The organism is Alkalihalobacillus bogoriensis ATCC BAA-922 (assembly GCF_000621445.1).
Classification (GTDB): domain Bacteria; phylum Bacillota; class Bacilli; order Bacillales; family Bacillaceae_F; genus Bacillus_AO; species Bacillus_AO bogoriense.
This window is the reverse complement of sequence record NZ_KK211278.1, coordinates 355,281-380,452: the sequence shown is the minus strand read 5'-3', so window position 1 is coordinate 380,452 and position 25,172 is coordinate 355,281. Positions and strand designations below refer to the sequence as shown.

The window sequence follows — 25,172 nt, the reverse complement described above, 5'->3', positions numbered from 1 at the left end:
ATTCCCCACCTACTTTGTTTGTAAAGTTTCCGTCATTAATCCTTCTACAACAGAATCAACTGTTGGCTCGTTTGCCATCTGTACATGAACAAAACCAAACGCAACTGCAGCATCATACGATTTTTGCCCGTAACAGATAATATGACAATGTTGCAACTGTTCAACTGCATTTGGTTCAACTTTACAGACTGCGTCAACAAATGTAGCAACAGCAGCTGAACTTGGAAAAACAATTGTATTGACAGTCTCATCCGCTAAAAGACGTTGGAGAATAATGTGACTTTTTTCTTGAATTTCTGTATGATGTGTTTCATAAAAGTCCATCGCACCATAGTCTCCTGCTTCATATTGTGCATTCGTTCCAACAACAAGAGTTCGTTTTGTTTTATCAAACGGTTCCGAAAAACAGCCATATTTTAGTAACTCACGTTCAGATTTTACAGAGTGGACAGCAAAATCTGCTTGTACTTTTCGAAGATCTTTCTTTATATAAACTAACGCTTGCATAAAAAATTGGACACTTTCCGGTGATAAGAATAAAATTTGTTCATATTGATGTAAGTTTTGTATTAGATTTGCTGCCACATCCTTTTTTACCGTTGTAAATTGTGGGTAATGGACAACCTCTGCCCCATATTTTTCAAGTTTCTTTCCGAGTTCACTCTCACCTGTTCCCGTTCTCGCAACTATAATTTGTTTTCCATGAAGTTTTTTATTTTCAAACCATGCAAGCTTTTCACGTAACGCGACAATGTTACCGACTAACGTAATGGCAGGATTTGAAAATTTCACTTCAGCTACTTTCTGAGATATCGTCGCTAAAGTTCCTTCTAGCGTTTTTTGCCTACCATACGTCCCCCATTGAATCAATATAACAGGGGTATCCGGTGATTTTTGATGAGACATTAGTTGTTCTGTAATATACTTTATATTGCCAACACCCATATAAAAAGCAATCGTATCAATCCCAGCTAATGCCGCCCAATCAATAATGGGCTTCCCTGAACTAGATTTATCATGGCCAGTGACAACCGCAAAAGAGAACCCATATTCACGATGGGTGACAGGGATTCCCGCATAAGAAGCTGCCGCTATACTCGAAGTTACCCCAGGAATGATTTCATATTCAATATTATGAAGAACAAGCTCTTCTGCTTCTTCACCTACTCGACCGAAAACGCTTGGGTCTCCACCCTTTAAGCGAACAACCGTTTTTCCTTCTAGTGCCTTTTCCACTAACAGCGCATTAATTGCTTCTTGACGTAAAAAGTGCCGATCTGGCAACTTGCCACAGTAGATTAATTCCGTACTCGGTTTTACAAAAGACAGTAATACCGGATTAATAAGTCGGTCATATAAAACAACCTCAGCTTTTTGTAAGCATTCCTTCCCCTTTACTGTAATTAATCCGATATCTCCAGGTCCTGCTCCGACTAAATATACTTTTCCTGTCATTTGACCCGCTCCTCTCCTTTGTTCCACTTCTCTTTTCACACTTAACGTTATTCCCGAGTTAATAGATGTGTTTTATAAAGTATAGCCAAACTTACATATTAATTCAATATATTGTTCCCTTATTTTCTCCTTGTTGTCACATTTCGTTACACCTTTTTATTTGGAATTCTGTGCTAATGTCATTTTATTATAACATGCTATTTTCGGCATCTATGATTTTTGTTAGATTATCTGACACTACGTCTCCTTTTCTGAAACTGATGTGTTATAGTAAATGTAATTCCAATAGCATCAATGTTTTCGAGAGGAGTGGCAATACGTGTCCTATAGAGATAAAAAAGTAATTACGATTGGAATCGTAAGTGAATTAACAGGTTTATCTGAACGAAAAATCCGCTATTATGAAGAACGAAAATTAATTTTTCCTGAACGTTCAAAAGGAGGCACACGTAAATATTCTTTTTTAGATGTCGAGCGGTTAGTTGACATCGCCAATAAAATGGAAGATGGAATGCAAACTTATGAAATTCGTCGAATGGAACAAAAAGCCATTCGTAAAAAAGAAGTGCGTGAACGGATGCTTCGTGGTCAAATTAACGCTGCTTTTAATATCCGAAAATAAAAACACGACTAACAACATTTTTTTGTTAGTCGTGTTTTATTTTTTTCATAACTTCATTTCCTTTATGGAAAGCTAACAATAACTTTTAGAACAGAAAGGATTGAAATGGGATGATCTTTGATTGTGTCATCATTGGCGGTGGAATTGCAGGGTTACAAGCTGCCATTCAGCTAGGACGATACGACCATAAAATCCTTGTTATCGATAAAGGTGGTGGACGTTCAGAGTTATGCCAAGAGTACCATAACTTGTTAGGATGGCCAGACGGCGTTTCAGGAGAATATTTTCGAACAATCGGTAGAAAACAAGCAGAACAATATGGAGTTGAATTTATATTAGATGAAGTAAAAGATGTAGTAAAATCTCCTGATGGATTTCAAGCGATAACTGACAGTTCTGCTTTTTGTGGAAAACGGATGTTAATTGCCACAGGAATTGAAGATCGCCTTCCTCCGATTGATCGAATTAAACCTTGTTTAGGGAAAAGCATTTTCCTTTGTCCTGATTGTGATGGCTATGAAATTAAAAATAAAAAAACGGTCGTTATCGGCTCTGGAAATAAAGGAGCGGGCATGGCTGCTGTTCTAACGTACTGGTCTAAAGATATTTTGTTTATTAATCATGATAAAACTGATATTGATGATAAACATAAACATGTTTTAAAGAAACATAATATCCCAATCTATAATGAAAAAGTTAGCGATATCCAAGTGGTAAATGAATCAAGCTTACAAAGTGTACAACTCGAGAATGGAAAGAAAGTCGAAGTAAAACACGCCTTCCTTGCAATGTCCGGTTCTAAAGTAAATACGACACTGACGAAATCATTAGGTGTGGAACGACTTGAAAATCACCATATTAATGTCAACCCACGGACAAAAGAAACGAATATTCCTCATGTTTTTGCCGTCGGGGATGCCACTGCCCATTCACAATTGCTTTCGATTGCAATGGGTGACGGTGCTCAGGCCGCCATTTGGATTCACAAAAGTTTGTTATCAGAAAGAGGGAAACATACACCATGAAACGACAATGGATTATATTGACAACGTTACTTCTTTGTTTTTTCCCATTAGAAGGGGTATTTGCCGACGACAAACAAAATCATCGGGTGGCAATCATCATTGATGACTTTGGTGGTGATGTTAAAGGCGTCGATTCTTTCTTCTCTTCCAATATCCCAATTACCGTTGCTGTTATGCCGTTTTTAGAACAATCTAAACAACAAGCAACAAATGCACATGAACTTGGATTTGAAGTGATGGTTCACCTTCCACTCGAACCGAAAAAAGGGAAAAAATCGTGGTTAGGTCCAAACCCAATCACAAGTGATCTTTCGATTGAAGAAGTGAAAAAACGTGTTCATTTAGCAATTGATTCTGTTCCTTTTGCGGTAGGTTTGAACAATCATATGGGTTCAAAAATTGTAGAAGACGAAGAAATAACGAGAGCGATTCTTGAAGTCGCTAAAGAACGTAATTTATATGTCATCGATAGTGGGACTAGCAATAAATCCTATATTCCTAAAGTGGCAGATGAGTTAGGTATCCCATGGGCGGTTCGAGACATTTTCTTAGATGATACTCATTCTTCAAGTGGGCATGTGACAACACAAATGAAAAAACTAGCGAATATCGCTCGCCATAAAGGTACAGCCATCGGAATTGGCCATGTTGGTGTCAAAGGAGAAGAAACGGTAAAAGGGATTCAAAATGGGTTAGGCTATTTAACAGACCATAATATTATCATTGTACCAATGTCCCATTTACTCGACAGTGAAATCGAGAAAAATCTAGAAGACTTTTGGCATCCTAGAAATAAGGAGGTTCAATCATGACGAAGAAATCAATGATTGTCATTGGCGCACTATTCCTCCTCATTATTGGACTAGTGTTTTCCAATGTAATCCAACCACAAGAACAAGGTACAGGCTATTCCCCTCTTACGAATAAACAACAAGAAGAGCTCGAGCATAGAGGGATGGATCAAGTTCTTGCCGATGACCTATCAATGACAACTTCAATGTTTTTATCACAATTATCTTTTCAACTGCAACGGTGGGCCGAAAAGGATATAAGCACTACCACTTTGCGGACAAAATTTGAAGAAGAACTAAGGGAACACCCTCATTTTGAAGGATTTGCCATTGTAGAAGATGATGATATCACAGTTTCTGTAGGTCATGTTCAAGATGACAAAGTGAAAGAAATAACAACACAAAATACCACGTACTCTGCTCCATACCAACACGATGATAAACAGTATATGGTGATGAGAGAACCATTAACAGAAACAAAAGATGTTATTGGTGTGATTGATTTACAATTTGTTACATCTTATGTGAAAGATATTGCTTCTGTAGCAGATGGAAATGGAAACTTTTTTATTTCTGGTGGAGATAGAACAAAAGCAAACTGGACATCCACAACAGATTTACCAGAAAATATTACTGCTCAAACCGTACCAGAATTAGGCTGGCAAATTGTCGTACATTCCGAGGAAGAGGAACAAGATCAAAGAGAATATTACCCAAGACAAGCCGTTGTTAAGTTCACAAATGAAGAAGAAGGTTTACGTTGGTTACACAATAATGAAACATTATCGATAAAGGAAGATAGCTCTCCATACTATGTAATCGAATCAACAGAATATGAAACCGTTGATTTAGTACAATTACTTCCACATGAAATCGATATTGATTTCGTCGAACCTAATTATGTGATTACCAAACAAGCCACTGTACAAGTGACTGTGCCTAATGATGAGTTTTTTGCCCCTTATCAATGGAACTTAAGTCAAATATCTGCTGAAAGCGGATGGAACTTTTCTGGTGGTGATGAAGATATTATTATCGCAATTCTTGACACAGGGGTTGACCCAGACCATCAAGATTTAGCGGGGAAAGTGTTAGAGGGGTTTAATGCGATTGACGGCTCTTCTGATACGACAGATGAACACGGACATGGCACACATGTGGCAGGGATTGCGGCCGCTTTAACAAATAATGTGACAGGGATTGCAGGTGTCGCATGGGAAAATTTAATATTGCCGATTAAAGTTCTTGATGAAAATGGAGAAGGTACTTCATTTGAAGTGGCGAGAGGCATTCGATGGGCTGTAGACAACGGCGCCCAAGTTATTAATATGAGTTTAGGTGATTATCACAGTTCATTTGCTTTACATGATGCAATTAAATACGCAGATAATCATGATGTTATTTTAATTGCCGCTAGTGGAAACGATAATGTCAGCACACCAATGTATCCTGCTAGGTATAAAGAAGTATTAACAGTAGGTGCTGTTACAGAAAACCGTGAACGTGCCTTTTTCTCCAATTACGGAGGGCATATCGATGTAACTGCGCCTGGGGAACATATTCCAAGTCTTTTTCCTAATAACAATTACGTCGTGATGTCAGGAACATCAATGGCCGCTCCACATGTTGCAGGTCTTGCTGGATTAATAAAAGCTGCCAATCCTGAATTAACTAATAAACAAATTTATCGCATCATAAAAAAGTCCTCTGAAGATTTAGGACGAAGAGGACGAGATCCTTTTTATGGTCATGGTGAAATTAATGTTTCTAATGCCCTTCAAAAAATTAGATAGCAAAAAACAAGGACCATTTTCTTTTGAAATGGTCCTTGTTTTCAAAAATAAGAGTCCATAAAAGTTTTGTTCTATCAGTGAAATTTTAAAAAGCTTATTCTAGAAGAGCGAAGGCTCCGCACTTCGCTTGAAACGAAAGACGCTCCCGCATTTTTCTTATGTTGTTTTAAACAATTTTGTAAGGATGGTTTTATTTAATTTGGATATTTTAAAAAAGAATAAATATTAAATGAGAGGTGATCCTATCATGTTAGCAAGACGACATACTATATTTAACATCGTTATGATTTTAATCCCTTGGTTATCCCTATGCTTTGTAGATAAAACAAAAATTAGACGGTATGCTTTATCAAGTGTGATAATCGGGATGTTTGAAATTATTAATCATATTTATGGCCATCAACGAAATTGGTGGAAATTTTATGATAAACCGAAATCCTTTTTAAAGGATGAACTCCCGTTTGACCTCGGTCCTTACATGCCCCTTTCGATTTGGATGCTTTCTTTATCCTATGGGAATTTCAAGAAATTTGTTTGGTTTAATGCTTTAACTAATGCGTTTTTTTCATTTATATTTATGCCGTTCCTCAAAGCTATAAAAATTGTACAATTAGATCGGTTAAACTATGTTCAGTTTTTTATTTACATCCACTATAAAGCTTATTTATTGTATGCATTACAATACGCATTGGAAAAAGCACGATTAACGCAATAATAAGAGTGGAAAGTTGCTGTTAGACTCGTTCGGACGTACGTTCCGCTATTACTGCTTTTTCAGGAAAACTCTTGTAGAATTTCTTTACATAGTGGAATGAATGTCCTAATGAAAGTCAAACCGTGTGAAAAAGGAGTAAATAACGGAACATTTGTCCGAACGGATTTCATTTTAGAAACAGAAAACCCGCAAAGGTTCTATTTCAACCTTTGCGGGCTTCTTTAAATTACAAATCCAGTACCTTTGCGAACAGGTTTTTTTTCAACAATACTAAGCTCTTTAATGTCCGGAAGTTTTAAATAATGTTGTTCAATCTCGATTTCAGCTAAGCTAAAAGCAGATTCATCATCTTTCGCACTGACAATGACAACGACATTTCCAATATCAAGCACAACTTCCATTTTAAAAAGATACATTAAGAAGCCTCACCAAGAATTCCATCTAATTGCATTTGTAATGTTTCTATGCCAACACGTTTCACAAAATGATAGAAATCCTCTTTTGCTTCTTTGTTGTCTTTGAAATATTGTAATAGCTGAACAAGCACGTCTGAAATGTCATCAGCACTAATTTTCCCTTTTAATTTTTCATTAAATTGGGCGATGTCTTTTTCTAACGTTCCGCCAACATGAATTTCAAACGCTTCGACCATGCCTTTATCTTTCGTCTTCATTTTGATTCCTTGTAAACCAATATCGGCAATTTGTCGTTGACCACAAGAGTTAGGACAGCCGACCATATGGATGCGAACAGGAACATCAATCTCGATTTTTTCATCTAAGTATGCTGCTACACGTCTCATTTGTTCTTTTGTCTCAACTAAAGCAAGGTTACAATATTCAATTCCTGTACAGGAAACAGAATAGGCCATGAAGTTTTTAGGTGACGTCGTAATCCGCTCAAATAACTTTTCTTGTAGGAGCGCTTCAACCTTTTCATCTGGAACGTTTGGAACTACAAGATTTTGCGAGTTACATGTACGAATTTCGCCATTCCCATATTCCTTTGCAATGCGTGCGAGATCAAACCATTCAGCAGAATCCATTCGACCAACAGGGACATTAAATCCAACATAGCTTAGTCCTTCTTGCTTTTGTTTATGCGCACCATAGAAATAACCTGCATTCCACTCTTTAATTTGACAAGTTCCTTTTGAAGGAAGCTCAATGTACTCAAGTAATTTTTCCTTGAATTTTTCAGGTCCCCAATCCGCAATTAAAAACTTCAAGCGAGCACGGTGGCGTTTTTCACGATAGCCATAGTCACGATAAATTGTTGTAATCGCGATGGCAACATCTTTCGCCTGCTCTTGCCTTACAAACACATCTAGTTCTTCGGCTAAGTAAGGCTTAGATGATAAGCCGCCCCCTACTTTAATATGGAATCCTAGCACTTCTTCTCCATCAATTTCTTTTATTGCTGGCGTAAATGCTAAACAGTTAATGCGATCGTGTCCTGCATTATTAACATTCGCAGAAATTGACATTTTATATTTACGCGGTAAGTTTGAGAATTCTTCGTTGCTTTGGAAAAACCAATAAATATCATCAACAATTTGTCTCGTATCAAATAATTCATTTGGATCAATTCCTGCTAACGGATTTCCTACAATCGTTCTAGGAATGTCTCCACAAGCACCAACTGAAGATAAACCAACACTTTTTAATCGGTCAAAAATATCTGGCATTTGTTCAATCGTTAACCAGTGAAATTGAATCGCTTGTCGTGTTGTAATATCGATAACATCTCGTCCATAATCACGGCCAATTCCAGCTAAAACCTCGGCTTGCTCATTCGTAATAATTCCAGACGGGATATTAACACGCATCATAAAATAGCCGTCTTCTTTCGGCTTTTGTAAATAAAGACCAGCCCACTTGAATAAACTCCAGTCTTCTTTTGGAATCGCATCAAATCCTTGTTTTGCATAAACTTGAATATCATCAAGAATCGTTAAGCCATCTTTCTCCAGCTTTTTTAATTCATCTTTATTTAACTTACTCGTATCTTGAGCCCATACTTTTTCGTAAGCCATTGTATTCCCCCCTTTTTAAAATGCAAAGTTAAATAATTGCTTTGCTCTTTAAATATAATAACACTTGTTCGGCAGCTTCCTCAATTGATACCTTATCCGTTTCGACAATTAATTCAGGTTTGTGTGGTTCTTCATAAGGAGAACTAATTCCTGTAAATTCAGGAATTTCACCTGCTCTAGCTTTTTTATAAAGTCCTTTCGGGTCACGTTGTTCACACGTTTCTAACGCACACTTTACATAAACCTCAATAAATTCTCCATCTTCTAAAATTGCTCTCACATTGTCTCGGTCTTCTCGAAACGGTGAAATAAACGCTGTACATGTGATTACACCCGCATCAACAAACAATTTTGCTACTTCTCCAATACGGCGAATATTCTCTTTTCGGTCTTCATCACTAAAACCTAACCCTTTGTTTAAACCATGACGGACATTATCACCATCAAGGACATAACTATGAACGTTTCGTTCAAATAACTTATGCTCAACAGCATTTGCTAACGTCGATTTCCCTGCTCCTGATAATCCCGTAAACCATAACACAGCGCTTTTATGATTATATTTTTCCTGTCGTTCTAGTTTTGATACTGTCGTTTCATGCCATACGATGTTTTTATTTTCAGTTGACACTTTATTCACCGTCCCATTTATCATAAATCACATTGATTTACTCTGTTTTTAAGATAGAGGGAATTTTCCACTTTGTCAATAAAACCCTCTCATTAAATCCCGCCACCTTGATCATGAATGGCACTATTTTCTTTTTTTGATGCACGCGCTAAACTAATTGCACCTACTGTTGCAATAAACACACTTAAGATGACAAAAATCGTGTAATAATCCGATTGTAAAAACAAGACGATTAGTCCATAGGATAAAACTAGGGAAAAGACAGGAGAAACAACCCATACTTTTACGATTTTTTTTATAATCGATTTTTGCCAAAGCCGAAAGCCATTTTCTGCTGTTCCAATTCCAACAATGGCAGATGTTGTCACCTGAGTTAATGGAACAGGTAAACCAAAGATAGAAGCGATAATAACAAGTGTTCCACCTGTTGTAGAAACAGCTGTTCCTTGTAACAAACTTAAACTCGTTATTTTTTTACCGTTCGTTTCAAGCACTCTTCCTCCAAGAAAAATAGCTCCTAATCCAACAAAAATACCTCCAACAATGACTGCTGAATTTACACCAATCAACCCAGCACCAACTAATGGACCAACAGCATTAGCGACATTGTTCATTCCGGCAGCAAAAGCTTCCAGACATCCCGCTAAAATAAGCAAAAAGATAAGCCACTTATGCCATTTTCCTCGTCCTTTCATTTGTGGCCATTTTTTCTCTGCCGTTTGGATGAGTTTTCCAGCAATAAAAGCAAGAAGAAAACCAACGATAGGAACAATAACCCAAAATGAAACAATGACGATGAGTCGATCAAAATATAAAGCTTGATACGCAATACCCGCTCCAACGATAGAGCCTACTACGACTTCACTCGTTGAAAGAGGGATGCCTAATAAATTTGCAATAAACAAAGACAGGCAAGCTGCAGCAAGAATAACAATAACAACCGGAACATCAACTATTTCAGCTGGAATGATACCACTGCCAATTGTTTTTACAACTTCTCCCCCAGCTAATGCCCCTAATAAGGCAAATACGGCAACAAGAATCATTGCTGTTCGTTTCGTTTTGATTGCTCCCGCTCCATAAGCAGGTCCCATTGCAGCAGCAGTGCCACTCGCACCAATGTTCATGGCAAAAAATAGGGCGATAGCAAATGCTACGATTGTTAATGTCATAACGCTCACCTTTCTCTATTTGTTCCATTCATTATGATTTTACTTTGGTACGCATCCCTCTTATTAGCACGTCAACTACTTCCTTACGGCTAAATTCAGGTGGTGGCGTTTGACCATTACTTAACATCTCTCGCACCTTCGTCCCCGATAAAATAACATGGTCTTCCTTTGGATGCGGACATGTTTTAGTAGAAGCCATATTCCCACACTTCTTGCAGTAAAAACTATGCTCAAAAAACAACGGTAAAATACCGAGCTCATCTTCTGTAAAGTTAGAGAAAATTAACTGTGCATCGTATGTCCCGTAATAATCACCGACACCAGCATGATCTCGACCAACAATAAAATGAGTACATCCATAATTTTTTCGAACCATCGCATGGAAAATTGCTTCACGTGGTCCTGCATATCTCATAGCGGCAGGAAATACAGCTAAAAACACACGATTTCTTGGATAATAGCTATCTAGTAACACTTCGTAACTCTCCATACGAACGTCGGCTGGGATATCATCCGATTTCGTTTCGCCAACTAACGGGTTTAAAAAGAGCCCATCAACAATTTCCAACGCTGATTTTTGAATATATTCATGAGCACGATGGACAGGATTTCTCGTTTGGAACCCTACGACACGTTTCCATCCTAACTCTTCGAATTTTGCTCTTGTTTCAACTGGATCTAAGTAGTATGTTTCAAACTTATCGCGCTCAACTCGTTTTACTTGAGTGATTTGGCCAGCTAAATACACATCTGGACGTTCAAATAATTTCTTTACGCCTGGATGTGCAGTATCTTTTGTTCGATACACATTTTCAGCTTCTTTTTCTTTATCTGGTTTCCATTTTTCAGATAGTTCAAGCACACCATACACTTGACCATCTTTCACTAATTTCACTTTATCTCCAATCGTCAATTCAGCCGCTTTTTCTTCTGTAACCGGTAGTGTAATTGGAATACTCCATACCGTTCCATCGGCTAAACGCATTGAATCAACAACAGAACGATAGTCTGCTTCTTTTAAAAAGCCAGTTAAAGGACTAAATGCCCCATTAGCAATCAGTTCTAAATCAGATAATGCAAAATCATCTAGTTCAACTTCCTTCGAAATTGTTGTTACATCATAAGTTAAATCGATTCGGTTAATTAATGTTCCTCCATGCGGTTTGCTCGTACTCACAAAATTCCACTCCTTCAATATAGTCATACTATTTATTTATTGGTGTAAGCCACACTCTGTCTTTTGGCTATTCGCCCATCGACCTTCCCGTGAATCTCCACCATCTGAAACAGGCAATGTACAGTTTTCACAGCCAATACTAGGGTAGTTTTGGTCATGAAGCTGATTATAAGAAAGCTTGTGTAAACGGATATACATCCAAACTTCTTCCCATGTCCAGTGAATCAACGGACATATTTTAACCGATTGGAACCGGTTATCTTTATTGACATATTGTGTGTTTTTCCTTGTTGGTGATTGTTCACGTCGTAAACCTGAAATCCAAGCACTATACTTACTTAACTCTTTTTCAAGTGGAACGAGCTTTCGAATTTTACAACATTGATCTGGACTAGTTTTCCAAAGCTCTTCACCATATTCTTGAGCTTGTTGTTCTGGCGTCAATTCAGGTTTCACTAGTTGAATTTGTAAACTTGGATATTTTGCTTTAACTTCATCAATTAATTGGTAAGTTTCTTTAAAATGAAAATCGGTGTCTAAAAATACGATGGATGCGTCTTTTTTGACTTTACTAATTAAATCAATTAACACCATACCTTCAGCACCGAAACTACAGGCATACACAAGGTCATCTCCGTACGTTTCATAGGCCCATTTCAAGACATCAATTGCGTCTTTTCGAGCTAGCTTCTCATCATTTAATTGAACATATTCTTCTGCCGTTAACGATGTAAACGTTGGAACGCTCATTGTAGTCCCCCTCCGCTATAGTCTTTGTTATTGTATACATATCCCAAAAAATTGCCACTTAGATTTTAGTCTTAGGACTTCACTCATATTATGGCCAACACAATATTTAATTCCTTGTATTTTTATCAGGATTATAAGTTTAATAGAATTATATCCATCATTCACCAAAAAGTCAATGATTCTTTCAAGCTGTATACCTAGATAACATAAGGATTACAAACATTATAAAACAAAAAACCTTTCACCATAGTGAAAGGTTTAATTCCAAGTGTGGTACTTCGGATTAATTATTCAGTTATCGTACCTTCTACATTTGTAATGTTGATCTCACCACCAGCATTTTCAAGGATGTCTACATTTCCTTTAACACCATCCATATCGACTGAACCCGAACCACTTCGTAAGGTAACGTTTCCTGTAACATGATTAACTGCTAAATCTCCCTTACCTGCAATTAACTTAGCATTACCAACAAGATCATTAATCGTTAATTGACCTGAATTATTATTGATTTCTATATCGCCTATAACATTTTCAGCCGTTATCGTACCAACACTATCAACAATTTTAATATTCCCTTCAACATCGACAATTTCTATATTACCTGCTCCATGAACAATGTCGATTTCGTTACGAACATGTTGCACAGATAACATCCCTGATTCCTGTCGATGATGGATAGCCAATGAATTCGGAACATAAAGCACAAGATGCAAACGACCATCATTTGTTGTCATTTCACTTCGGTCAATTTTCGTTTGAAGTACCGCTTGATTTTCCTTTTTTTCCAAAGTTAGTTGTAAATTCTTATCAAGAAAATCTGCTGCTGCTTCCATTTCTTCTCCATACGCAAAAAACGTAGCAACAACTTCTATCTCTGTGCGATCTGTCTCTCCTATTACTTGAACATCACCATAGGATAGTGATAGTTGTATGGAATCTATCCCATCACTAGCTAAAGAAAATCGTTTTTCTTCTTCGACTTGAACGATATTACAGCCTGACAATATAAATAGGATACTAACAAATAAACTAAGTTTAAGTTTCATTTTAAAATTCCCCTTTTTTTCTCTTCCTAAAGAATAACAATAGCATATCGTTACCTTATGGTATACTCGGATGCATTACTTTTTTGTGACAAAAGGAATAACTTCTGCAGGTTGTTTATGAATGTCGAGTTCTTCCGTGTAATATCCTTCTTTTTTTCGCTTTAAATACGTCTGTTTGGAAATCGGTCGTTTAGCAGACCAAGAAAGGGAAGAAACATCTTGCCAACAATGATGTGTAATAATTTCTTGTTTATAATAATATATATTTCCTGAAGGGTATTTTTCACATATATATTTTACGGTTTGCTTTGAATGCACTTTTGTCACCTACTTTCCATATATTCACTTCTTATTGTTAACCTTCCCCAAAAAATTAAGCCATATAGACATGAAGTTCTTTAATCTTTTTTAATGTAAACGCTTTCTTGTTGACAAAAGTACTCTTTCAACCTACTATAATAGTTGGTTAGGAAAAAATGAGAGAAGAGTGATGCTAACATGATGCAAGAACTCAAAGATAGCAACATTATGGATAACGAAATACAAAAACTAATGATTTCCGTGGATAAAGTTGCTCACGTGCAACTAGGCAATCCTCTTGACCACGCTTTGCTTGTCCTTATAAAATCTGGTTATTCCGCTATTCCAGTCCTTGATTCCAAATACAAACTCCATGGTCAAATTAGTAAATCACTAATCTTAGATTCCATTTTAGGCCTCGAACGAATTGAAATGGATCGATTGCATGAAAGAAAAGTTGAAGATGTAATGGATACGAAAATACCTTGGATTCCAAAAGAGGCTAAATTCTCAAAAGCGTTAGCAATGTCAATTAATCACCCTTTTATTTGCATAGTAGATCAGGATAATTCTTTTATTGGTATTTTGACTAGACGTTCGATTCTAGCTTTGATTAATCGGTATTTACAAAAAGAAAAATAACAAGAGAGTTGACGAGGCTCTCTTGTTTTATTTTTGTTTTTGAACATGATACTATTTATTTTGAAACACGAAAAAGAAGGAAAGCGGTGGTTTACATATGACAACATTATTTTCACCATACACAATCAAAAGTGTAACATTGCCAAATCGAATCGTCATGTCTCCAATGTGTATGTATTCAGCTGAGAGAGATGGAAAAGTAACAGATTTTCACATTACCCATTATGTTAGTCGGGCCGTTGGACAAGTTGGATTAATTATGGTGGAAGCAACGGCAGTCACAAAAGAAGGACGAATTTCAAATGCTGATTTAGGGATTTGGGAAGACGAACAAATTGAAGGCTTACAAAAAATTGTGAATGGGGTTCATGAATACGGATCAAAAGCAGCAATTCAAATTGCCCATGCTGGTCGTAAAGGGATGGCAGATGGTGATGTCTATGCCCCTTCTCCGATTCCATATAACGCTGAAATGAAAGTCCCTTTTGAGATGAGTGAACAAGACATCCATAATACGATTAAGGCGTTTCGCGACGGTGTTGTCCGAGCAAAGAAAGCGGGTTTTGACGTCATTGAACTCCACGCAGCACACGGTTATTTAATTAACGAATTTCTCTCACCACATACAAACAAGCGAACTGACTCATACGGAGGAAGTTTAGAAAATCGCTATCGCTTTTTATCTGAAATTATTACTTCTGTAAAAACCGTTTGGGATGGCCCATTGATGGTCCGTATATCGGCAGATGAGTATGCAGACGGTGGAAATACAATGGAAGATTTCGTAACGTTATCAACTTGGATGAAAAAACAAGGAGTCGATTTAATTGATTGTAGTACTGGTGGCGTTGTCCCCGCTCCTATTCAACCCTATCCAGGTTATCAAGTAAAACATGCAGAAACGATTCGAGAACAAGCGAATGTCGCAACAGGGGCTGTTGGTTTAATTACTTCTGGATTACAAGCAGAAGAAATTTTACAAAACAAGCGCGCAGACTTAATTTTTATTGCAAGAGAATTGCTGCGAAATCCATATTGGCCACGAGTGGCTGCAAGTGAGCTTCATACTTCGATTCAAAGCCCCGTACAGTACGAACGAGGCTGGTAATATAATAAGAAAAACGCGGAGCGTCTTTTCGTTTCAAGTGAAGTACAGAGCCTTCGCTCTTTTTGAAATAGCTTTCAAGCTTCACTGCTACACCAAAATTTTTATGCTTTCTTATCTTTCAATATAAACCAGTAGGAAACACATTCTACTGGTTTTTAAAATAATGCTGAATCGCTTTTTTTCGGTTTTGAAACATTCCATATATAAAAGGTTTTAGTAAAAATGACGGAATACTTGATTCATACTCAACAGTATCTGTCATGACCGTTACTCCATTTTCTTCATGCAAACAATGCTTATGTTTCCAGGCGATGAGGGGAAAAGGGACTTTTATTGCTTCATCAATAAAATAGTCTTCTGTTACTGCTGTGATGTTAGCAGTCCAATGAAAAGTAAAAAATAAAAACTGAAGTTCCATTACAATTCGGTTCCCTTTTTTTGTTTCAGGGTCAGATGTAATTCTAACTTTTGGGAAAGAAGTAATTTTTGCTAGGTTATCTGCGGTTGAAAAAAAGTGCCAAACTTCACTTTTTTGTGCATGAATGATTGTTTTGTAAGTAAATATACTTTTTCCTATCTTGTTCACTTCCTCTTTTTTATTTATTTTAGTGATAAGGTGTGAAAAGTACAACAAAAAATTATATAAGAAAGAGGATATTACATGTTTCGTTTAGTACTCGGAATAGCTCTTGCTCATCTTCTTCTTTTCGCTAGTTTTTATTGGCAACCGTTTGAGTTTTGGATGTTATTCCCATTTTCGTTATTTGTGTTAGTTATTTATTCTATATCGTTTGAAACGATGAACTGGTCCAGACCGACAATGAAATCCGTCCTTTTTAGTGTGTTTTCTGGTTTGGCTCTTTATGTACTTATCGTTTTCGGGAAATATCTCGTTCTATTTTTATCTCTTCCGTTTTTAACCGCACTTGAACAGCTAGCGACCATTATTAAACCAAGAGAATGGTGGCATTATATTGTATTATTTCTTTTCATTATCCCTGGTGAAGAGTTTTTTTGGCGCGGGTTCGTTCAAAAACGACTTCAACAATGGTGTTCTCCTTTTGTTGCTGTTATTGGCGCAACGATATTGTATGCATCCGCCCATCTTTATGCTGGCAGTGTTTTATTAATCGCAGCTGCGATTGTCGGTGGACTCGTTTGGGGGTATATTTACATGAGAACAAAAAACCTTTTGCTCGCGATTGGGTCCCACCTTATTTTTGATTTGTTTCTATTAGTTATTTTTCCAATCCTTTAATTAAGAAAAAAGCGGAGCGTCTTTTCTTTCAAAACTTCACTGCTAGGTCTTTTGAAAACAAGCGGTTATGAGTATTCTCTCATAACCGCCCTTTTCTTCTTATGCATAAATATTAACGAGCAACCCTTTTATTTCTCCAACCATATCAAGAATTTCTAAACCCTTCTTCTCCTTTTGAAGCACGGCATCTGTTAAATCAAGTAATTTACGGTCGACTTCTTGAACAATTTTATACACTTTCGTTCGACCTCTACGATTAAAGCCTCTTCGCTCTTCAAGCTGAAGACCAAAAGCAACAGCATCTTCCATAAATTCTTTAACTAACTGTTTATATTTCCGTAATTCCTCAACCGTACGAGATTCAGCTAATACTTTTCCTTGGTCATCAATTTTTTGCATCATACCGTGCAAGCGTTCATACGCTTTTTCATCACGTTGCTTACTCATGACTTCTGCAAAAGATACGCTGCCTGTTGGTGCTTGTTTTTTCTGTTCAACACGAGTCATATTCGCTTTATTTATTCGTTGTACATCCATGTTAATCCCACCTTTTACGCCATCTATTATACCATGTCAGCTGTTTAGTGCAGAACAAATTGTTGTTCCCGCTCCAAAAGAGCAATTTCTTCAGTAAGAGTCATCATTTTCGCTTGTATTTTTGCAATTTCTTCTCGATTTTCTTGTTCTTTTACAGCTCGTTCAGCTAATAACTTCATTTCCTTTAACTTTTCCTCAATCATCACTAATAATTCAATTTGGATGGCTAACCATTTCGATGTTTGCATGTTCTCATTATTTATTTTTGTCACAATTCTCGCCACCTTAATGTAAAAAAAGAGGCCGAACCTTGCGGCTAGACCCTTTTTTCGTATTATTGAAGAAGCTGTAATACACCTTGCGGTAATTGATTCGCTTGCGCTAACATTGCTGTTGCAGATTGATTTAAAATATTATTTCGAGTGAAGATTGTCATTTCTAGAGCCATATCTGCGTCACGAATTCGAGATTCAGCTGCCGTTAAGTTTTCATGTGTGACTTGCAAATTATTAATTGTATGTTCCATTCGATTTTGGATGGCTCCAAGCTTTGCACGCGCATCTGATACCGCATTAATCGCTTGGTCTAGTTGATAAATTGCATCATTTGCTGATGATAATGTTGTCACTCTTACTTTATCTACTCCTAATTTTTGCGAGTCCATTGCCGGAATGTCGATCATGACATTTTGGTTTGTGTTTGCCCCAATTTGGAAGGATAAAGAATTATTCGTAATACTAAATTCTACATTACCTGTACTAACATTACTTCCAAATTGATATTCGATCCCCTCATGTACAATCCGTCCTTTTGTTGTTGTTATGTTAGACGTTGTTGAAATCGGATCAGGACTACCTTCGGCAACTCGCGAAAGTTGCACTTGGACATTGGCTTCTAATGAAATTTTAGCTGTTCCTTCTGTTAAGTTTTCTGTATCAATTCTCACTCCGCCAATAACAACCTCTGTATTTTCTGCTAGGTCTGTTGTTTTTGTTCCTAGCGAAAATCCATCTGGGTCAAACACTTCTATTTTAGCACTTCTTACATCATCAACCGTCGTTACATTACTAACGACAAACGTGTATTGACCTAACTTTGATTGAGTACCGTCAGTAAAAGAAACAGCGTCAGCAGTAAATCCTGCTCCTGGCTGGTTTAAAGTAGAATTTAATTGTGCTTGTGTTACATTTAACAGATAGTCCCCTGATGGAAATTCTGCATTTTGCACATTAGGAAAACCAGTTGCTACATTAGCCTCATTCACTTGCAAATGACTAATAACTGCACTTGTCCCATCTAGTAATTTACGCGTGTTAAATTCTGTTTTTTGCGAGATGCTATCGATTTCCTTTTTTAACTGGTCGATTTCTTTTTGGATTTGTTCACGGTCATAATCTGTATTTGAATCATTTGCTCCTTGAACAGCTAATTCTCGCATACGTTGTAACATCGCATGAACTTCTGTTAAAGCACCTTCTGCTGTTTGTAAAAGCGAAATCCCATCCATCGCATTACGCTCAGCCATTTTCAAACCACGAATTTGCGAGCGCATTTTTTCGGAAATCGCCAATCCAGCCGCATCATCAGCCGCCCGGTTAATTCGAAGGCCTGAAGATAACTTTTCTAAGTTTTTTGATGTTTGAACTTGGTTTTGATTTAAGTTACGGTATGCATTTAATGCTTGAATATTATTATTAATTTTCATTGACTACACCTCTAACTGTTTTATTGGTCTACTAGAACATTTCGTTCATATGCATTCGCTGTTCGTTTATTTGCTTTTGTTTGTGCATCATCTTTATTTTTCATTGCTTTATTCCAAGAGGACATTAATTCTGTCACAATTTTTAAAGCTTCTTCCACACACCGTACTTCTTTTGTATAATTGGCTTCGATAATTTTATCAGAAATATAATTGTACAAATTATCTAATTGGTCAGCAATAATCCCAGCTTCATAGTTAATGCCTGCACCTAATCGACACACTATGTCATTTGCTTTTTGTAATTTATGATTCGCTTCCATAAATTCCTTTTGTTCTATTGCATTCATTGCCTGTTCTAAATTTACACAAAGGGCTTCATAAAGTAGTGCCGTAATTTCTTCTGGTGATTTCTTATGAAGTGCTTCTTTTGTAATGACTTGAAACACCTTCATCCCTCCTATTATTATCTCTATTGATTGTATCGGACAATGCGTTTAATTGTTTAATAGTTTTTTTCCATATCCTCGATAAGAAGCAATATTTCTGCCATAACCGAAAACAATTGTGGCGGTATATTTTCACCTAAATCCATATCTAAAAGGTTCTCTATTAGCAAGGGATCCTCTTGCATATGAATATTATTTTTCTTGGCGACTTCAATAATTTGATTGGCAACATGACCTTTTCCACTCGCAATCACTTTCGGTGCTTCCCCTTCATTTTCATAACGAAGAACAGCCGCTGTTGGTCCATTGACTATTTTTCTCTGTTTATGATTAAAATGCTTCGAAATCATCATATTTTAAAGTCAAACCCTTTCTCTGTAAATGTAGGTCTTTGATTCGCTTCTACGTTTTTCGATTGAGCTCCAGCCGATTGCTCTAGTTGTGCTGCTAGTTTCGTAAACTTTATTCCATTTAACGTGAAACCAATATCAGAAATATTTTCTACCCGTTGTTCAACTAAAGGCTCCATCTTATTTTTAAACTCTTCTTTATCGTTTTTTAACGTAATCGTTAAGTTTCGGTCTTGGACTGTAACTAGAATTCCGATTTCGCCTAATTTCCTCGTTTCAAGTAAAAAGTACAAATTGCAATTTTCCCAATCAACTTGGTCACCGTTATTGCGGGAGTTTACAAACACTTGCAAGTTCTCGACGTTTTCTTGGAGTAAAAACGGCAACTGCATGAGCATCGTTTGTTGTGTTGAATTAGGGTCTGGTTTACTTAATAATTGTTGGCCGGTAATATTCGATAATGCTTGATTCGCTTGTTGGGCAATCCGACTTCCTTCTTGTTCCGATTGCATAAGCTGTAAAAGCATCGCTTTTACATTTCGTTGATTCCCACTATCTTGCGAAAAATCCCGATTCGAGTTTGAAGAAGATAACATTTGTCCAATTTCACTTTCACGATTAAGTCCCATTCCTCTTACCATCTCAAACATTTGCCGCGCAGATGGCTCTTGAGGTGGTCGAATCGTATCAACAAACTGTTGAGCAAGCTGTTGCTGTGGTGTCCGGCCAGTTTGCCAATTCCGCTCTGCTGTTAACATATGCATCACTTTTGTATCTGAAGGCTTAAATTCGATCCGCTCAACGACTTGTTTTACATCATTTACAATTTGTCTAGCTTCTTGGAATTGTCTTTTTTGTAGTAATTTTTTCGCTTCCGCTAACTGACCGCTTGCTTGCAACAATTGCTTCTCTGTTTTCATGTCCGTTAACATCATCATTTCACTTTTTAAAATCGCTTGATCTAATTTATGGATCGTCGATTCTAACATCGGTTTTACTTGATGGTGTGCTTGGTGTTTAAATTGATCCACCAATCGAACCATGGCATCTAAATTTCGTGTCAATTCACGTTGTACTTGCTTAAACTGATCTGTTGCAATTGCCACTTTTTCGGTTATCGTTGTAACTGCAATTGCTTTTGATACTGGCTGTGCACTCGTTTGGAACATTTCTTGACTAGCATAAACTTGTCCTTGCACCGATTCTTTTTCAAATTGATTTACGAAGTCAACTAACACTTGCCGTGCCGACAACTCTCTTCCGGCAGATAAGAGCTGTTGCGCTTTATCGATTTCTGCTTGACCTTTCCCGTCCAATTGCTTTTGTAATTGCTGGATTGCCGTCTCTAAATTAGGCTCTTGTAAAACCATTTGGCGCAATTGTTGCATCGACGAAGAACTTTGTTGTTCTTCTTTTACTGTCATAATCGATTCTAGCAGTATATTTGAAGTCGATTGGGCGACTTGACCTAGCTGCTGTTTAGCCGATTCAAGCAATGCTAATTGAGATGCATTGGCCCCTGCCTGCTTCAATTGCTGAATAAGTGATTCCATGTCTTCTTCAGTCATCAAGTTATGACTATTCCCTTGAATGATGTCGCTTATCGTTCGATTAGCTGATTGCATGACTTGTTTCATTGCTTGTTGAATATGAGCCCTACTTGCATCTTGTTGTGCACGAGCTTCTTGCAATGCTTTCTCGACACTTTCACGATTTTGCTCAGTAAATGCTCCATTTTTTAAACCTTGGCTAAATTCTTGAATCATACGATCTGTCTGTGCTACTCTTGTTCCAGCCTCTCTTTGAACGGCTGCTGGGTCAATCGATTTGACTAAATCTTTCATAACTTCATGAACATGCCTACCGTGAAGAGTTTCATGAACTGAACGAAGATGATCACTTGTCACATCAAGATGTTTAGATGCAATAGCGGTAACTGTATCTAGCTTCTCTGCTTTTGTTCCACTTGCGTGTTGGAAAAACTCCGATAACGCTTTTACCCCTTCTTTTGTTAAAGGATTTCCTTTATCTTGTAAAATTTGAACAGCTTGTTTCACTTCAGAAGAAACCGGTTGAACTGACGGGTGATTCCCTCTTCCATTTGTTTTTTCTTCTTTCGTCGCTTCTGGTTTTGCGTCACCCTCTTGTACTTGAGTGACTCGAATTTGGTTGTCATTTTGAATGGCACCTATTTGTAATTGAACACGTTCTCCATTTGCTGGTACTTTATCTGAAAAAACAGCTTGAAATTCTCGGCCACGAATGGAAACCGTCGCTTCATTAGCTGAAGTTTTTTCTTTAATTGTTGCTTTTACAATATCACCTTCACGCGGCTTCCAAGCTTGTCCATTTTGCTGGGAAGTAGCCCACTGATTGCGAATTTCCATTCTCATCACTCCCGAACTTTATTCATCTTTTATATATATCGGTCACACCAAACTGAAACTTAATTGGGATATGTTGATTGGATCCACAAAAAAAACCAACATTGCTGTTGGTCTTTTTTGATCGATTAGAAAGATGAAGCTGCCTAGGTAAAGCAACTATTGGTCCGACTTTTTCGTTTTTTCTATCCAGTTAATAAATTCTTTTCCATGAAAATGCTGATTTAAATCTTTATAGAATGTAACCATTTGTTCAATAAACTGTTTGTTTTCCTCGCTTTGACTATAGTAATTCATAACATACTCCGTTATTTTATACGTAAACTCTGTTGATTGAACACGTTTTTGTTCGCCTTCTTCTGTTAACATAACATAAGAAACTCGAAGATCGTTTTCATCTTTAATCGTTTGAACTAACCCTTTATGCTTTAAGCGCTTAATTACTTGCATAACGGTTGATAAGTCCCATAACCCAACTTCAGCAATTCTTGACATCGGTGCTTTTTTCTCAAAATAGACAATCCATAATAAATGTTGTTCAGATTGAGTTAAGCCAATCTTTTGCGCTGACTTTTGCCAATCTTCATCTAACACTTTATACGTACCACGTAACAGGTTAATTAATAAATGTGTTACAGTACTATCCACGTGCTTCATCCCTCTCCAATAACGTTACATTTTTACTATAATAATAAATAAAAGATTTTTCAAAACATTTCTTTACTAAATATCTTTTTTATGGATATTTTTTCTTGTATAACAATACTTTAATACTATTATACAACAAAAAAGAAATAAAACCGTCATACTTTTTACTTATGACGGTTTTATTTTTTTTATTTTGCCACTTCTTTTACAATCGCCACAATCGCTTCCGATACTTTTACTAATTCTTGAATCGGCATTCTTTCGTTTTTCGTATGAATTTCTTCATAACCCACTCCTAAGTTTACCGTTGGAATATTAAATCCAGAAATGATGTTAGCATCACTGCCACCACCACTTTTTAGTAATCTTGGCGTGCGACCGATTGATTCCATTGCTCTTTTGGCAACCTCAACAACTTCATCTCCATCCCCTAATTTAAATCCTGGATACATCACTTCAACATGAACATCAGCTGTTGTTCCCATTTCCTTAGCTGTTGTTTCAAATGCGTTTTTCATTGCTTCCACTTGTTTATTCATCTTTTCTGGGAGTAGTGACCTTGCCTCTGCAAAAATCTCAACATAATCACAAACGATATTTGTTTGTGTCCCCCCTTCAAAGCGACCGATATTGGCTGTTGTTTCTTCATCAATACGCCCTAATGGCATTTTCGAAATCGCTTTCGCCGCTACGGTGATGGCTGAAATTCCTTTTTCAGGAGCTACACCGGCATGGGCTGTTTTCCCGTGTACAATCGTATTCACTTTCGCTTGAGTAGGTGCAGCGACAATAATATTCCCAACAGGACCATCACTATCTAAAGCAAAGCCATATTTTGCTTTCAAGAACGATGGGTCTAACGCCTTTGCTCCCACTAACCCTGATTCTTCACCAACTGTAATAATAAACTGAATTGTCCCATGCTCAATGTTTTGTTCTTTTAACACTTTTATCGCTTCAAGCATTGCTGCAATCCCTGCTTTATCATCTGCCCCTAATATTGTTGTCCCATCTGTCACAATATAACCATCTGAAATGGATGGTTTTACATTATTACCAGGAACAACCGTATCCATATGGGATGTAAAATAGATAGGGTCTGCTCCTTCTTTTGTCCCTTCTAACGTACAGATTAGATTTCCAGCGCCATGACCTGTAATCTTTGTTGTGTCATCTTCAATGACTTCGACACCTAATTCAGAAAATAATGCTTTTAAACGAAGTGCGATTTTTCCTTCATGCTTTGTTTCAGAATCAATTTGAACAAGTTGGATAAACTCGTCCACTAATCGTTGTTCATTAATCATATGTATATCCTCCATCTTATTACTCTCTTCATTTAAAATACCCTTTCATACAGCACATTACAAGCAAAAAGCCCTATTTCTTCTCACAAAATTCATATAATACCCCATGAGCTGATTTTGGATGCAAAAATGCTACTTGAGCTCCACCAGCACCTGGCACAGGCTCATTATGAATCATAACTACACCTTTTATTTTAATTTCTTGAATTCTATCTTCTATAGAAGAAACCCCAAATGCCACATGATGAATTCCTTCACCACGTTTTTTTATAAAAGTGGCAATTGGACTGTCCTCACTTAAAGGTTCCAGTAACTCAATTTTCGACTCCCCAACTTGCAAAAAGGCGACCTTCACCTTTTGAGAATTCACTTCTTCAATCGCAAGTAATTCCATTTGTAAAACTTCAGTATAAAAAGCTAACGAGTCTTGAATAGATTTCACAGCTATCCCAATATGGTCTATTTTTTTAGGGATTGATTTTGACATTTTATTGACCTCCTATCTTCCTTCTTATAACATATTCGTGCTTCACCTTTTATTCCCTCTTGTCCTTCTAGCAAAATAACGATAAAATAAAGAGAGTATTGTATTAGGAGGTCATATACATGCCAAGAAAATATCAAAAATTAATTATTTATATTATGATAGTGACGCTAGTAGTTGGAGGTATCTTTTCTGGAGCTGCTATGTTTATCTTATAAAAGCGGAGGAAAACGGAAGTGTACGTCACTTCCGTTTTTTTAGTGCTCCATGCTGATTACCAACATGTTCAAATGTTTCCATGCTATTTATAATCGTAATTTTAGTCCCTAAAGGCACCTCGTCAAACAATGTTTCCACATCTTTATTTTGTAGCCGAATGCAACCTGCCGTAACATAACTTCCAATCGAAGAAGGTCGATTTGTCCCATGCACCCCATACGTCCTTCCATCCGTATCCAACGCATCAAACCCTATCCAACGAGACCCTAGGGGGTTTTCATTAGACCCCCCTTCGATATTCTTTTTTCGATAATAAGGATTTACCGCTTTTACTACAATCGTAAATGTTCCTTCTGGGGTTAGCTCTTCTGTTTTTCCAGTTGCAACAGAGTAGACTTTTTGTATTTCTCCATCTTGAATATAAGCAAGTTCATTTGTCATTTTGTTAACGATAATAAACGGGTCACCGACTATCGGATTTTGACCAATCGGCCATATTGGTGAAGCAACTGCAAAACATAACGAAATAAGAAATAACCGAAACATTGGAAAGCCCTCCTAATGAAAGC

At 37.1% G+C, this 25,172-nt stretch carries 29 protein-coding genes; 9 read left to right on the top strand and 20 right to left on the bottom strand.

Annotated features, from left to right (window positions below):
- Nucleotides 1-9: 9 nt before the first annotated feature.
- Complete coding sequence (gene cobA / locus T323_RS0120600) at nt 10-1,455, bottom strand: uroporphyrinogen-III C-methyltransferase (protein ID WP_035179410.1); 1,446 nt, start codon at nt 1,453-1,455, stop codon at nt 10-12.
- 319 nt (nt 1,456-1,774) lie between these two features.
- Between cobA and T323_RS0120595 the strand changes: the two genes are divergently transcribed.
- The 5 genes from T323_RS0120595 to T323_RS0120575 all read left to right on the top strand — a co-directional run bounded on the left by T323_RS0120595 (nt 1,775) and on the right by T323_RS0120575 (nt 6,401).
- Nucleotides 1,775-2,077, top strand: coding sequence for a MerR family transcriptional regulator (locus T323_RS0120595; protein ID WP_026674975.1), 303 nt, complete (start codon nt 1,775-1,777; stop codon nt 2,075-2,077).
- A 110-nt stretch (nt 2,078-2,187) separates the two neighbouring features.
- A complete protein-coding gene (locus T323_RS0120590) occupies nt 2,188-3,102 on the top strand; it encodes an NAD(P)/FAD-dependent oxidoreductase (protein WP_035179406.1) in 915 nt (304 codons plus the stop codon).
- On the top strand, nt 3,099-3,914 hold the full coding sequence (locus tag T323_RS27250) for a divergent polysaccharide deacetylase family protein (RefSeq protein WP_035179404.1): 816 nt from the start codon (nt 3,099-3,101) through the stop codon (nt 3,912-3,914). Before T323_RS0120590 ends, T323_RS27250 begins: the two co-directional genes overlap by 4 nt.
- Entirely contained in the window at nt 3,911-5,686 is a 1,776-nt protein-coding gene (locus tag T323_RS0120580) for a S8 family peptidase (RefSeq protein WP_035179401.1), read from the top strand. The genes T323_RS27250 and T323_RS0120580 overlap by 4 nt, the downstream gene beginning before the upstream one ends.
- A 247-nt stretch (nt 5,687-5,933) precedes the next feature.
- Entirely contained in the window at nt 5,934-6,401 is a 468-nt protein-coding gene (locus tag T323_RS0120575) for a hypothetical protein (protein ID WP_026674972.1), read from the top strand.
- A 221-nt stretch (nt 6,402-6,622) separates the two neighbouring features.
- On the opposite strand, the gene T323_RS0120570 is transcribed toward T323_RS0120575, so the two are convergent.
- The 8 genes from T323_RS0120570 to T323_RS0120535 form a co-directional block, all read right to left on the bottom strand.
- Entirely contained in the window at nt 6,623-6,817 is a 195-nt protein-coding gene (locus T323_RS0120570; RefSeq protein ID WP_026674971.1) for a DUF3906 family protein, read from the bottom strand.
- On the bottom strand, nt 6,817-8,436 hold the full coding sequence (locus T323_RS0120565) for a nitrite/sulfite reductase (protein WP_026674970.1): 1,620 nt from the start codon (nt 8,434-8,436) through the stop codon (nt 6,817-6,819). The genes T323_RS0120570 and T323_RS0120565 overlap by 1 nt, the downstream gene beginning before the upstream one ends.
- A 28-nt stretch (nt 8,437-8,464) precedes the next feature.
- Entirely contained in the window at nt 8,465-9,091 is a 627-nt protein-coding gene (cysC, locus tag T323_RS0120560; RefSeq protein WP_051556641.1) for an adenylyl-sulfate kinase, read from the bottom strand.
- 68 nt (nt 9,092-9,159) lie between these two features.
- On the bottom strand, nt 9,160-10,239 hold the full coding sequence (gene cysP, locus T323_RS0120555; RefSeq protein ID WP_026674968.1) for a sulfate permease: 1,080 nt from the start codon (nt 10,237-10,239) through the stop codon (nt 9,160-9,162).
- A 31-nt stretch (nt 10,240-10,270) separates the two neighbouring features.
- Nucleotides 10,271-11,416: a sulfate adenylyltransferase gene (sat, locus tag T323_RS0120550; RefSeq protein ID WP_026674967.1), complete on the bottom strand. Its 1,146-nt coding sequence runs from the start codon at nt 11,414-11,416 to the stop codon at nt 10,271-10,273.
- 36 nt (nt 11,417-11,452) lie between these two features.
- Complete coding sequence (locus tag T323_RS0120545; protein ID WP_026674966.1) at nt 11,453-12,166, bottom strand: phosphoadenylyl-sulfate reductase; 714 nt, start codon at nt 12,164-12,166, stop codon at nt 11,453-11,455.
- A gap of 287 nt (nt 12,167-12,453) precedes the next feature.
- Complete coding sequence (locus tag T323_RS0120540; protein ID WP_026674965.1) at nt 12,454-13,215, bottom strand: DUF4097 family beta strand repeat-containing protein; 762 nt, start codon at nt 13,213-13,215, stop codon at nt 12,454-12,456.
- A gap of 75 nt (nt 13,216-13,290) precedes the next feature.
- Nucleotides 13,291-13,533: a hypothetical protein gene (locus T323_RS0120535; protein ID WP_026674964.1), complete on the bottom strand. Its 243-nt coding sequence runs from the start codon at nt 13,531-13,533 to the stop codon at nt 13,291-13,293.
- Nucleotides 13,534-13,713: 180 nt separating this feature from the next.
- Here T323_RS0120535 and cbpB point away from each other — a divergent pair, with 180 nt between their 5' ends.
- Both cbpB and namA read left to right on the top strand, forming a co-directional pair.
- Entirely contained in the window at nt 13,714-14,157 is a 444-nt protein-coding gene (gene cbpB, locus T323_RS0120530) for a cyclic-di-AMP-binding protein CbpB (RefSeq protein ID WP_026674963.1), read from the top strand.
- 97 nt (nt 14,158-14,254) lie between these two features.
- Entirely contained in the window at nt 14,255-15,265 is a 1,011-nt protein-coding gene (gene namA / locus T323_RS0120525; protein WP_026674962.1) for an NADPH dehydrogenase NamA, read from the top strand.
- Between the two features lie 145 nt (nt 15,266-15,410).
- Here the strand turns inward: namA and T323_RS0120520 are convergent, their stop codons facing one another.
- Nucleotides 15,411-15,851, bottom strand: coding sequence for an SRPBCC family protein (locus tag T323_RS0120520; protein WP_051556640.1), 441 nt, complete (start codon nt 15,849-15,851; stop codon nt 15,411-15,413).
- A 75-nt stretch (nt 15,852-15,926) separates the two neighbouring features.
- Here T323_RS0120520 and T323_RS0120515 point away from each other — a divergent pair, with 75 nt between their 5' ends.
- On the top strand, nt 15,927-16,523 hold the full coding sequence (locus T323_RS0120515; RefSeq protein ID WP_026674960.1) for a CPBP family intramembrane glutamic endopeptidase: 597 nt from the start codon (nt 15,927-15,929) through the stop codon (nt 16,521-16,523).
- A gap of 99 nt (nt 16,524-16,622) precedes the next feature.
- Here T323_RS0120515 and T323_RS0120510 read toward each other — a convergent pair whose 3' ends face one another.
- The 9 genes from T323_RS0120510 to mce form a co-directional block, all read right to left on the bottom strand.
- Nucleotides 16,623-17,060, bottom strand: coding sequence for a YaaR family protein (locus T323_RS0120510; RefSeq protein ID WP_026674959.1), 438 nt, complete (start codon nt 17,058-17,060; stop codon nt 16,623-16,625).
- 44 nt (nt 17,061-17,104) lie between these two features.
- Nucleotides 17,105-17,332 carry a hypothetical protein gene (locus T323_RS0120505; protein ID WP_026674958.1) on the bottom strand — a complete coding sequence of 76 codons (228 nt, stop codon included), beginning with the start codon at nt 17,330-17,332 and terminating at the stop codon, nt 17,105-17,107.
- A 62-nt stretch (nt 17,333-17,394) separates the two neighbouring features.
- Nucleotides 17,395-18,765: a flagellin N-terminal helical domain-containing protein gene (locus T323_RS0120500; RefSeq protein ID WP_026674957.1), complete on the bottom strand. Its 1,371-nt coding sequence runs from the start codon at nt 18,763-18,765 to the stop codon at nt 17,395-17,397.
- A gap of 20 nt (nt 18,766-18,785) precedes the next feature.
- On the bottom strand, nt 18,786-19,217 hold the full coding sequence (locus tag T323_RS0120495) for a flagellar export chaperone FliS (RefSeq protein ID WP_026674956.1): 432 nt from the start codon (nt 19,215-19,217) through the stop codon (nt 18,786-18,788).
- Nucleotides 19,218-19,267: 50 nt separating this feature from the next.
- On the bottom strand, nt 19,268-19,564 hold the full coding sequence (locus tag T323_RS0120490; protein ID WP_026674955.1) for an EscU/YscU/HrcU family type III secretion system export apparatus switch protein: 297 nt from the start codon (nt 19,562-19,564) through the stop codon (nt 19,268-19,270).
- Complete coding sequence (locus tag T323_RS0120485) at nt 19,561-21,948, bottom strand: hypothetical protein (RefSeq protein WP_026674954.1); 2,388 nt, start codon at nt 21,946-21,948, stop codon at nt 19,561-19,563. Before T323_RS0120485 ends, T323_RS0120490 begins: the two co-directional genes overlap by 4 nt.
- 156 nt (nt 21,949-22,104) lie before the next feature.
- A complete protein-coding gene (locus T323_RS0120480) occupies nt 22,105-22,593 on the bottom strand; it encodes a MarR family winged helix-turn-helix transcriptional regulator (protein WP_035179396.1) in 489 nt (162 codons plus the stop codon).
- A 188-nt stretch (nt 22,594-22,781) separates the two neighbouring features.
- Nucleotides 22,782-23,900 carry a M20/M25/M40 family metallo-hydrolase gene (locus T323_RS0120475; RefSeq protein WP_026674952.1) on the bottom strand — a complete coding sequence of 373 codons (1,119 nt, stop codon included), beginning with the start codon at nt 23,898-23,900 and terminating at the stop codon, nt 22,782-22,784.
- A 73-nt stretch (nt 23,901-23,973) separates the two neighbouring features.
- Nucleotides 23,974-24,387, bottom strand: coding sequence for a methylmalonyl-CoA epimerase (mce, locus tag T323_RS0120470; RefSeq protein ID WP_245613753.1), 414 nt, complete (start codon nt 24,385-24,387; stop codon nt 23,974-23,976).
- Between the two features lie 119 nt (nt 24,388-24,506).
- Between mce and prli42 the strand changes: the two genes are divergently transcribed.
- Complete coding sequence (prli42, locus tag T323_RS28975; RefSeq protein ID WP_156942491.1) at nt 24,507-24,602, top strand: stressosome-associated protein Prli42; 96 nt, start codon at nt 24,507-24,509, stop codon at nt 24,600-24,602.
- Between the two features lie 25 nt (nt 24,603-24,627).
- Here prli42 and T323_RS0120460 read toward each other — a convergent pair whose 3' ends face one another.
- Nucleotides 24,628-25,149, bottom strand: a complete 522-nt coding sequence (locus tag T323_RS0120460; protein ID WP_051556639.1) for a L,D-transpeptidase — start codon at nt 25,147-25,149, stop codon at nt 24,628-24,630.
- Nucleotides 25,150-25,172: the final 23 nt, after the last annotated feature.

Coding starts and splice junctions, on each gene's coding strand:
- cobA (WP_035179410.1), bottom strand. CDS start 1,455: ATGACAGGAAAAGTATATTTAGTCGGAGCAGGACCTGGAGATATCGGA.
- T323_RS0120590 (WP_035179406.1), top strand. CDS start 2,188: ATGATCTTTGATTGTGTCATCATTGGCGGTGGAATTGCAGGGTTACAA.
- T323_RS27250 (WP_035179404.1), top strand. CDS start 3,099: ATGAAACGACAATGGATTATATTGACAACGTTACTTCTTTGTTTTTTC.
- T323_RS0120580 (WP_035179401.1), top strand. CDS start 3,911: ATGACGAAGAAATCAATGATTGTCATTGGCGCACTATTCCTCCTCATT.
- T323_RS0120575 (WP_026674972.1), top strand. CDS start 5,934: ATGTTAGCAAGACGACATACTATATTTAACATCGTTATGATTTTAATC.
- T323_RS0120570 (WP_026674971.1), bottom strand. CDS start 6,817: ATGTATCTTTTTAAAATGGAAGTTGTGCTTGATATTGGAAATGTCGTT.
- T323_RS0120565 (WP_026674970.1), bottom strand. CDS start 8,436: ATGGCTTACGAAAAAGTATGGGCTCAAGATACGAGTAAGTTAAATAAA.
- cysC (WP_051556641.1), bottom strand. CDS start 9,091: ATGATAAATGGGACGGTGAATAAAGTGTCAACTGAAAATAAAAACATC.
- cysP (WP_026674968.1), bottom strand. CDS start 10,239: ATGACATTAACAATCGTAGCATTTGCTATCGCCCTATTTTTTGCCATG.
- T323_RS0120545 (WP_026674966.1), bottom strand. CDS start 12,166: ATGAGCGTTCCAACGTTTACATCGTTAACGGCAGAAGAATATGTTCAA.
- T323_RS0120540 (WP_026674965.1), bottom strand. CDS start 13,215: ATGAAACTTAAACTTAGTTTATTTGTTAGTATCCTATTTATATTGTCA.
- cbpB (WP_026674963.1), top strand. CDS start 13,714: ATGATGCAAGAACTCAAAGATAGCAACATTATGGATAACGAAATACAA.
- namA (WP_026674962.1), top strand. CDS start 14,255: ATGACAACATTATTTTCACCATACACAATCAAAAGTGTAACATTGCCA.
- T323_RS0120515 (WP_026674960.1), top strand. CDS start 15,927: ATGTTTCGTTTAGTACTCGGAATAGCTCTTGCTCATCTTCTTCTTTTC.
- T323_RS0120510 (WP_026674959.1), bottom strand. CDS start 17,060: ATGGATGTACAACGAATAAATAAAGCGAATATGACTCGTGTTGAACAG.
- T323_RS0120500 (WP_026674957.1), bottom strand. CDS start 18,765: ATGAAAATTAATAATAATATTCAAGCATTAAATGCATACCGTAACTTA.
- T323_RS0120495 (WP_026674956.1), bottom strand. CDS start 19,217: ATGAAGGTGTTTCAAGTCATTACAAAAGAAGCACTTCATAAGAAATCA.
- T323_RS0120490 (WP_026674955.1), bottom strand. CDS start 19,564: ATGATGATTTCGAAGCATTTTAATCATAAACAGAGAAAAATAGTCAAT.
- T323_RS0120485 (WP_026674954.1), bottom strand. CDS start 21,948: ATGGAAATTCGCAATCAGTGGGCTACTTCCCAGCAAAATGGACAAGCT.
- T323_RS0120475 (WP_026674952.1), bottom strand. CDS start 23,900: ATGATTAATGAACAACGATTAGTGGACGAGTTTATCCAACTTGTTCAA.
- mce (WP_245613753.1), bottom strand. CDS start 24,387: ATGTCAAAATCAATCCCTAAAAAAATAGACCATATTGGGATAGCTGTG.
- prli42 (WP_156942491.1), top strand. CDS start 24,507: ATGCCAAGAAAATATCAAAAATTAATTATTTATATTATGATAGTGACG.
- T323_RS0120460 (WP_051556639.1), bottom strand. CDS start 25,149: ATGTTTCGGTTATTTCTTATTTCGTTATGTTTTGCAGTTGCTTCACCA.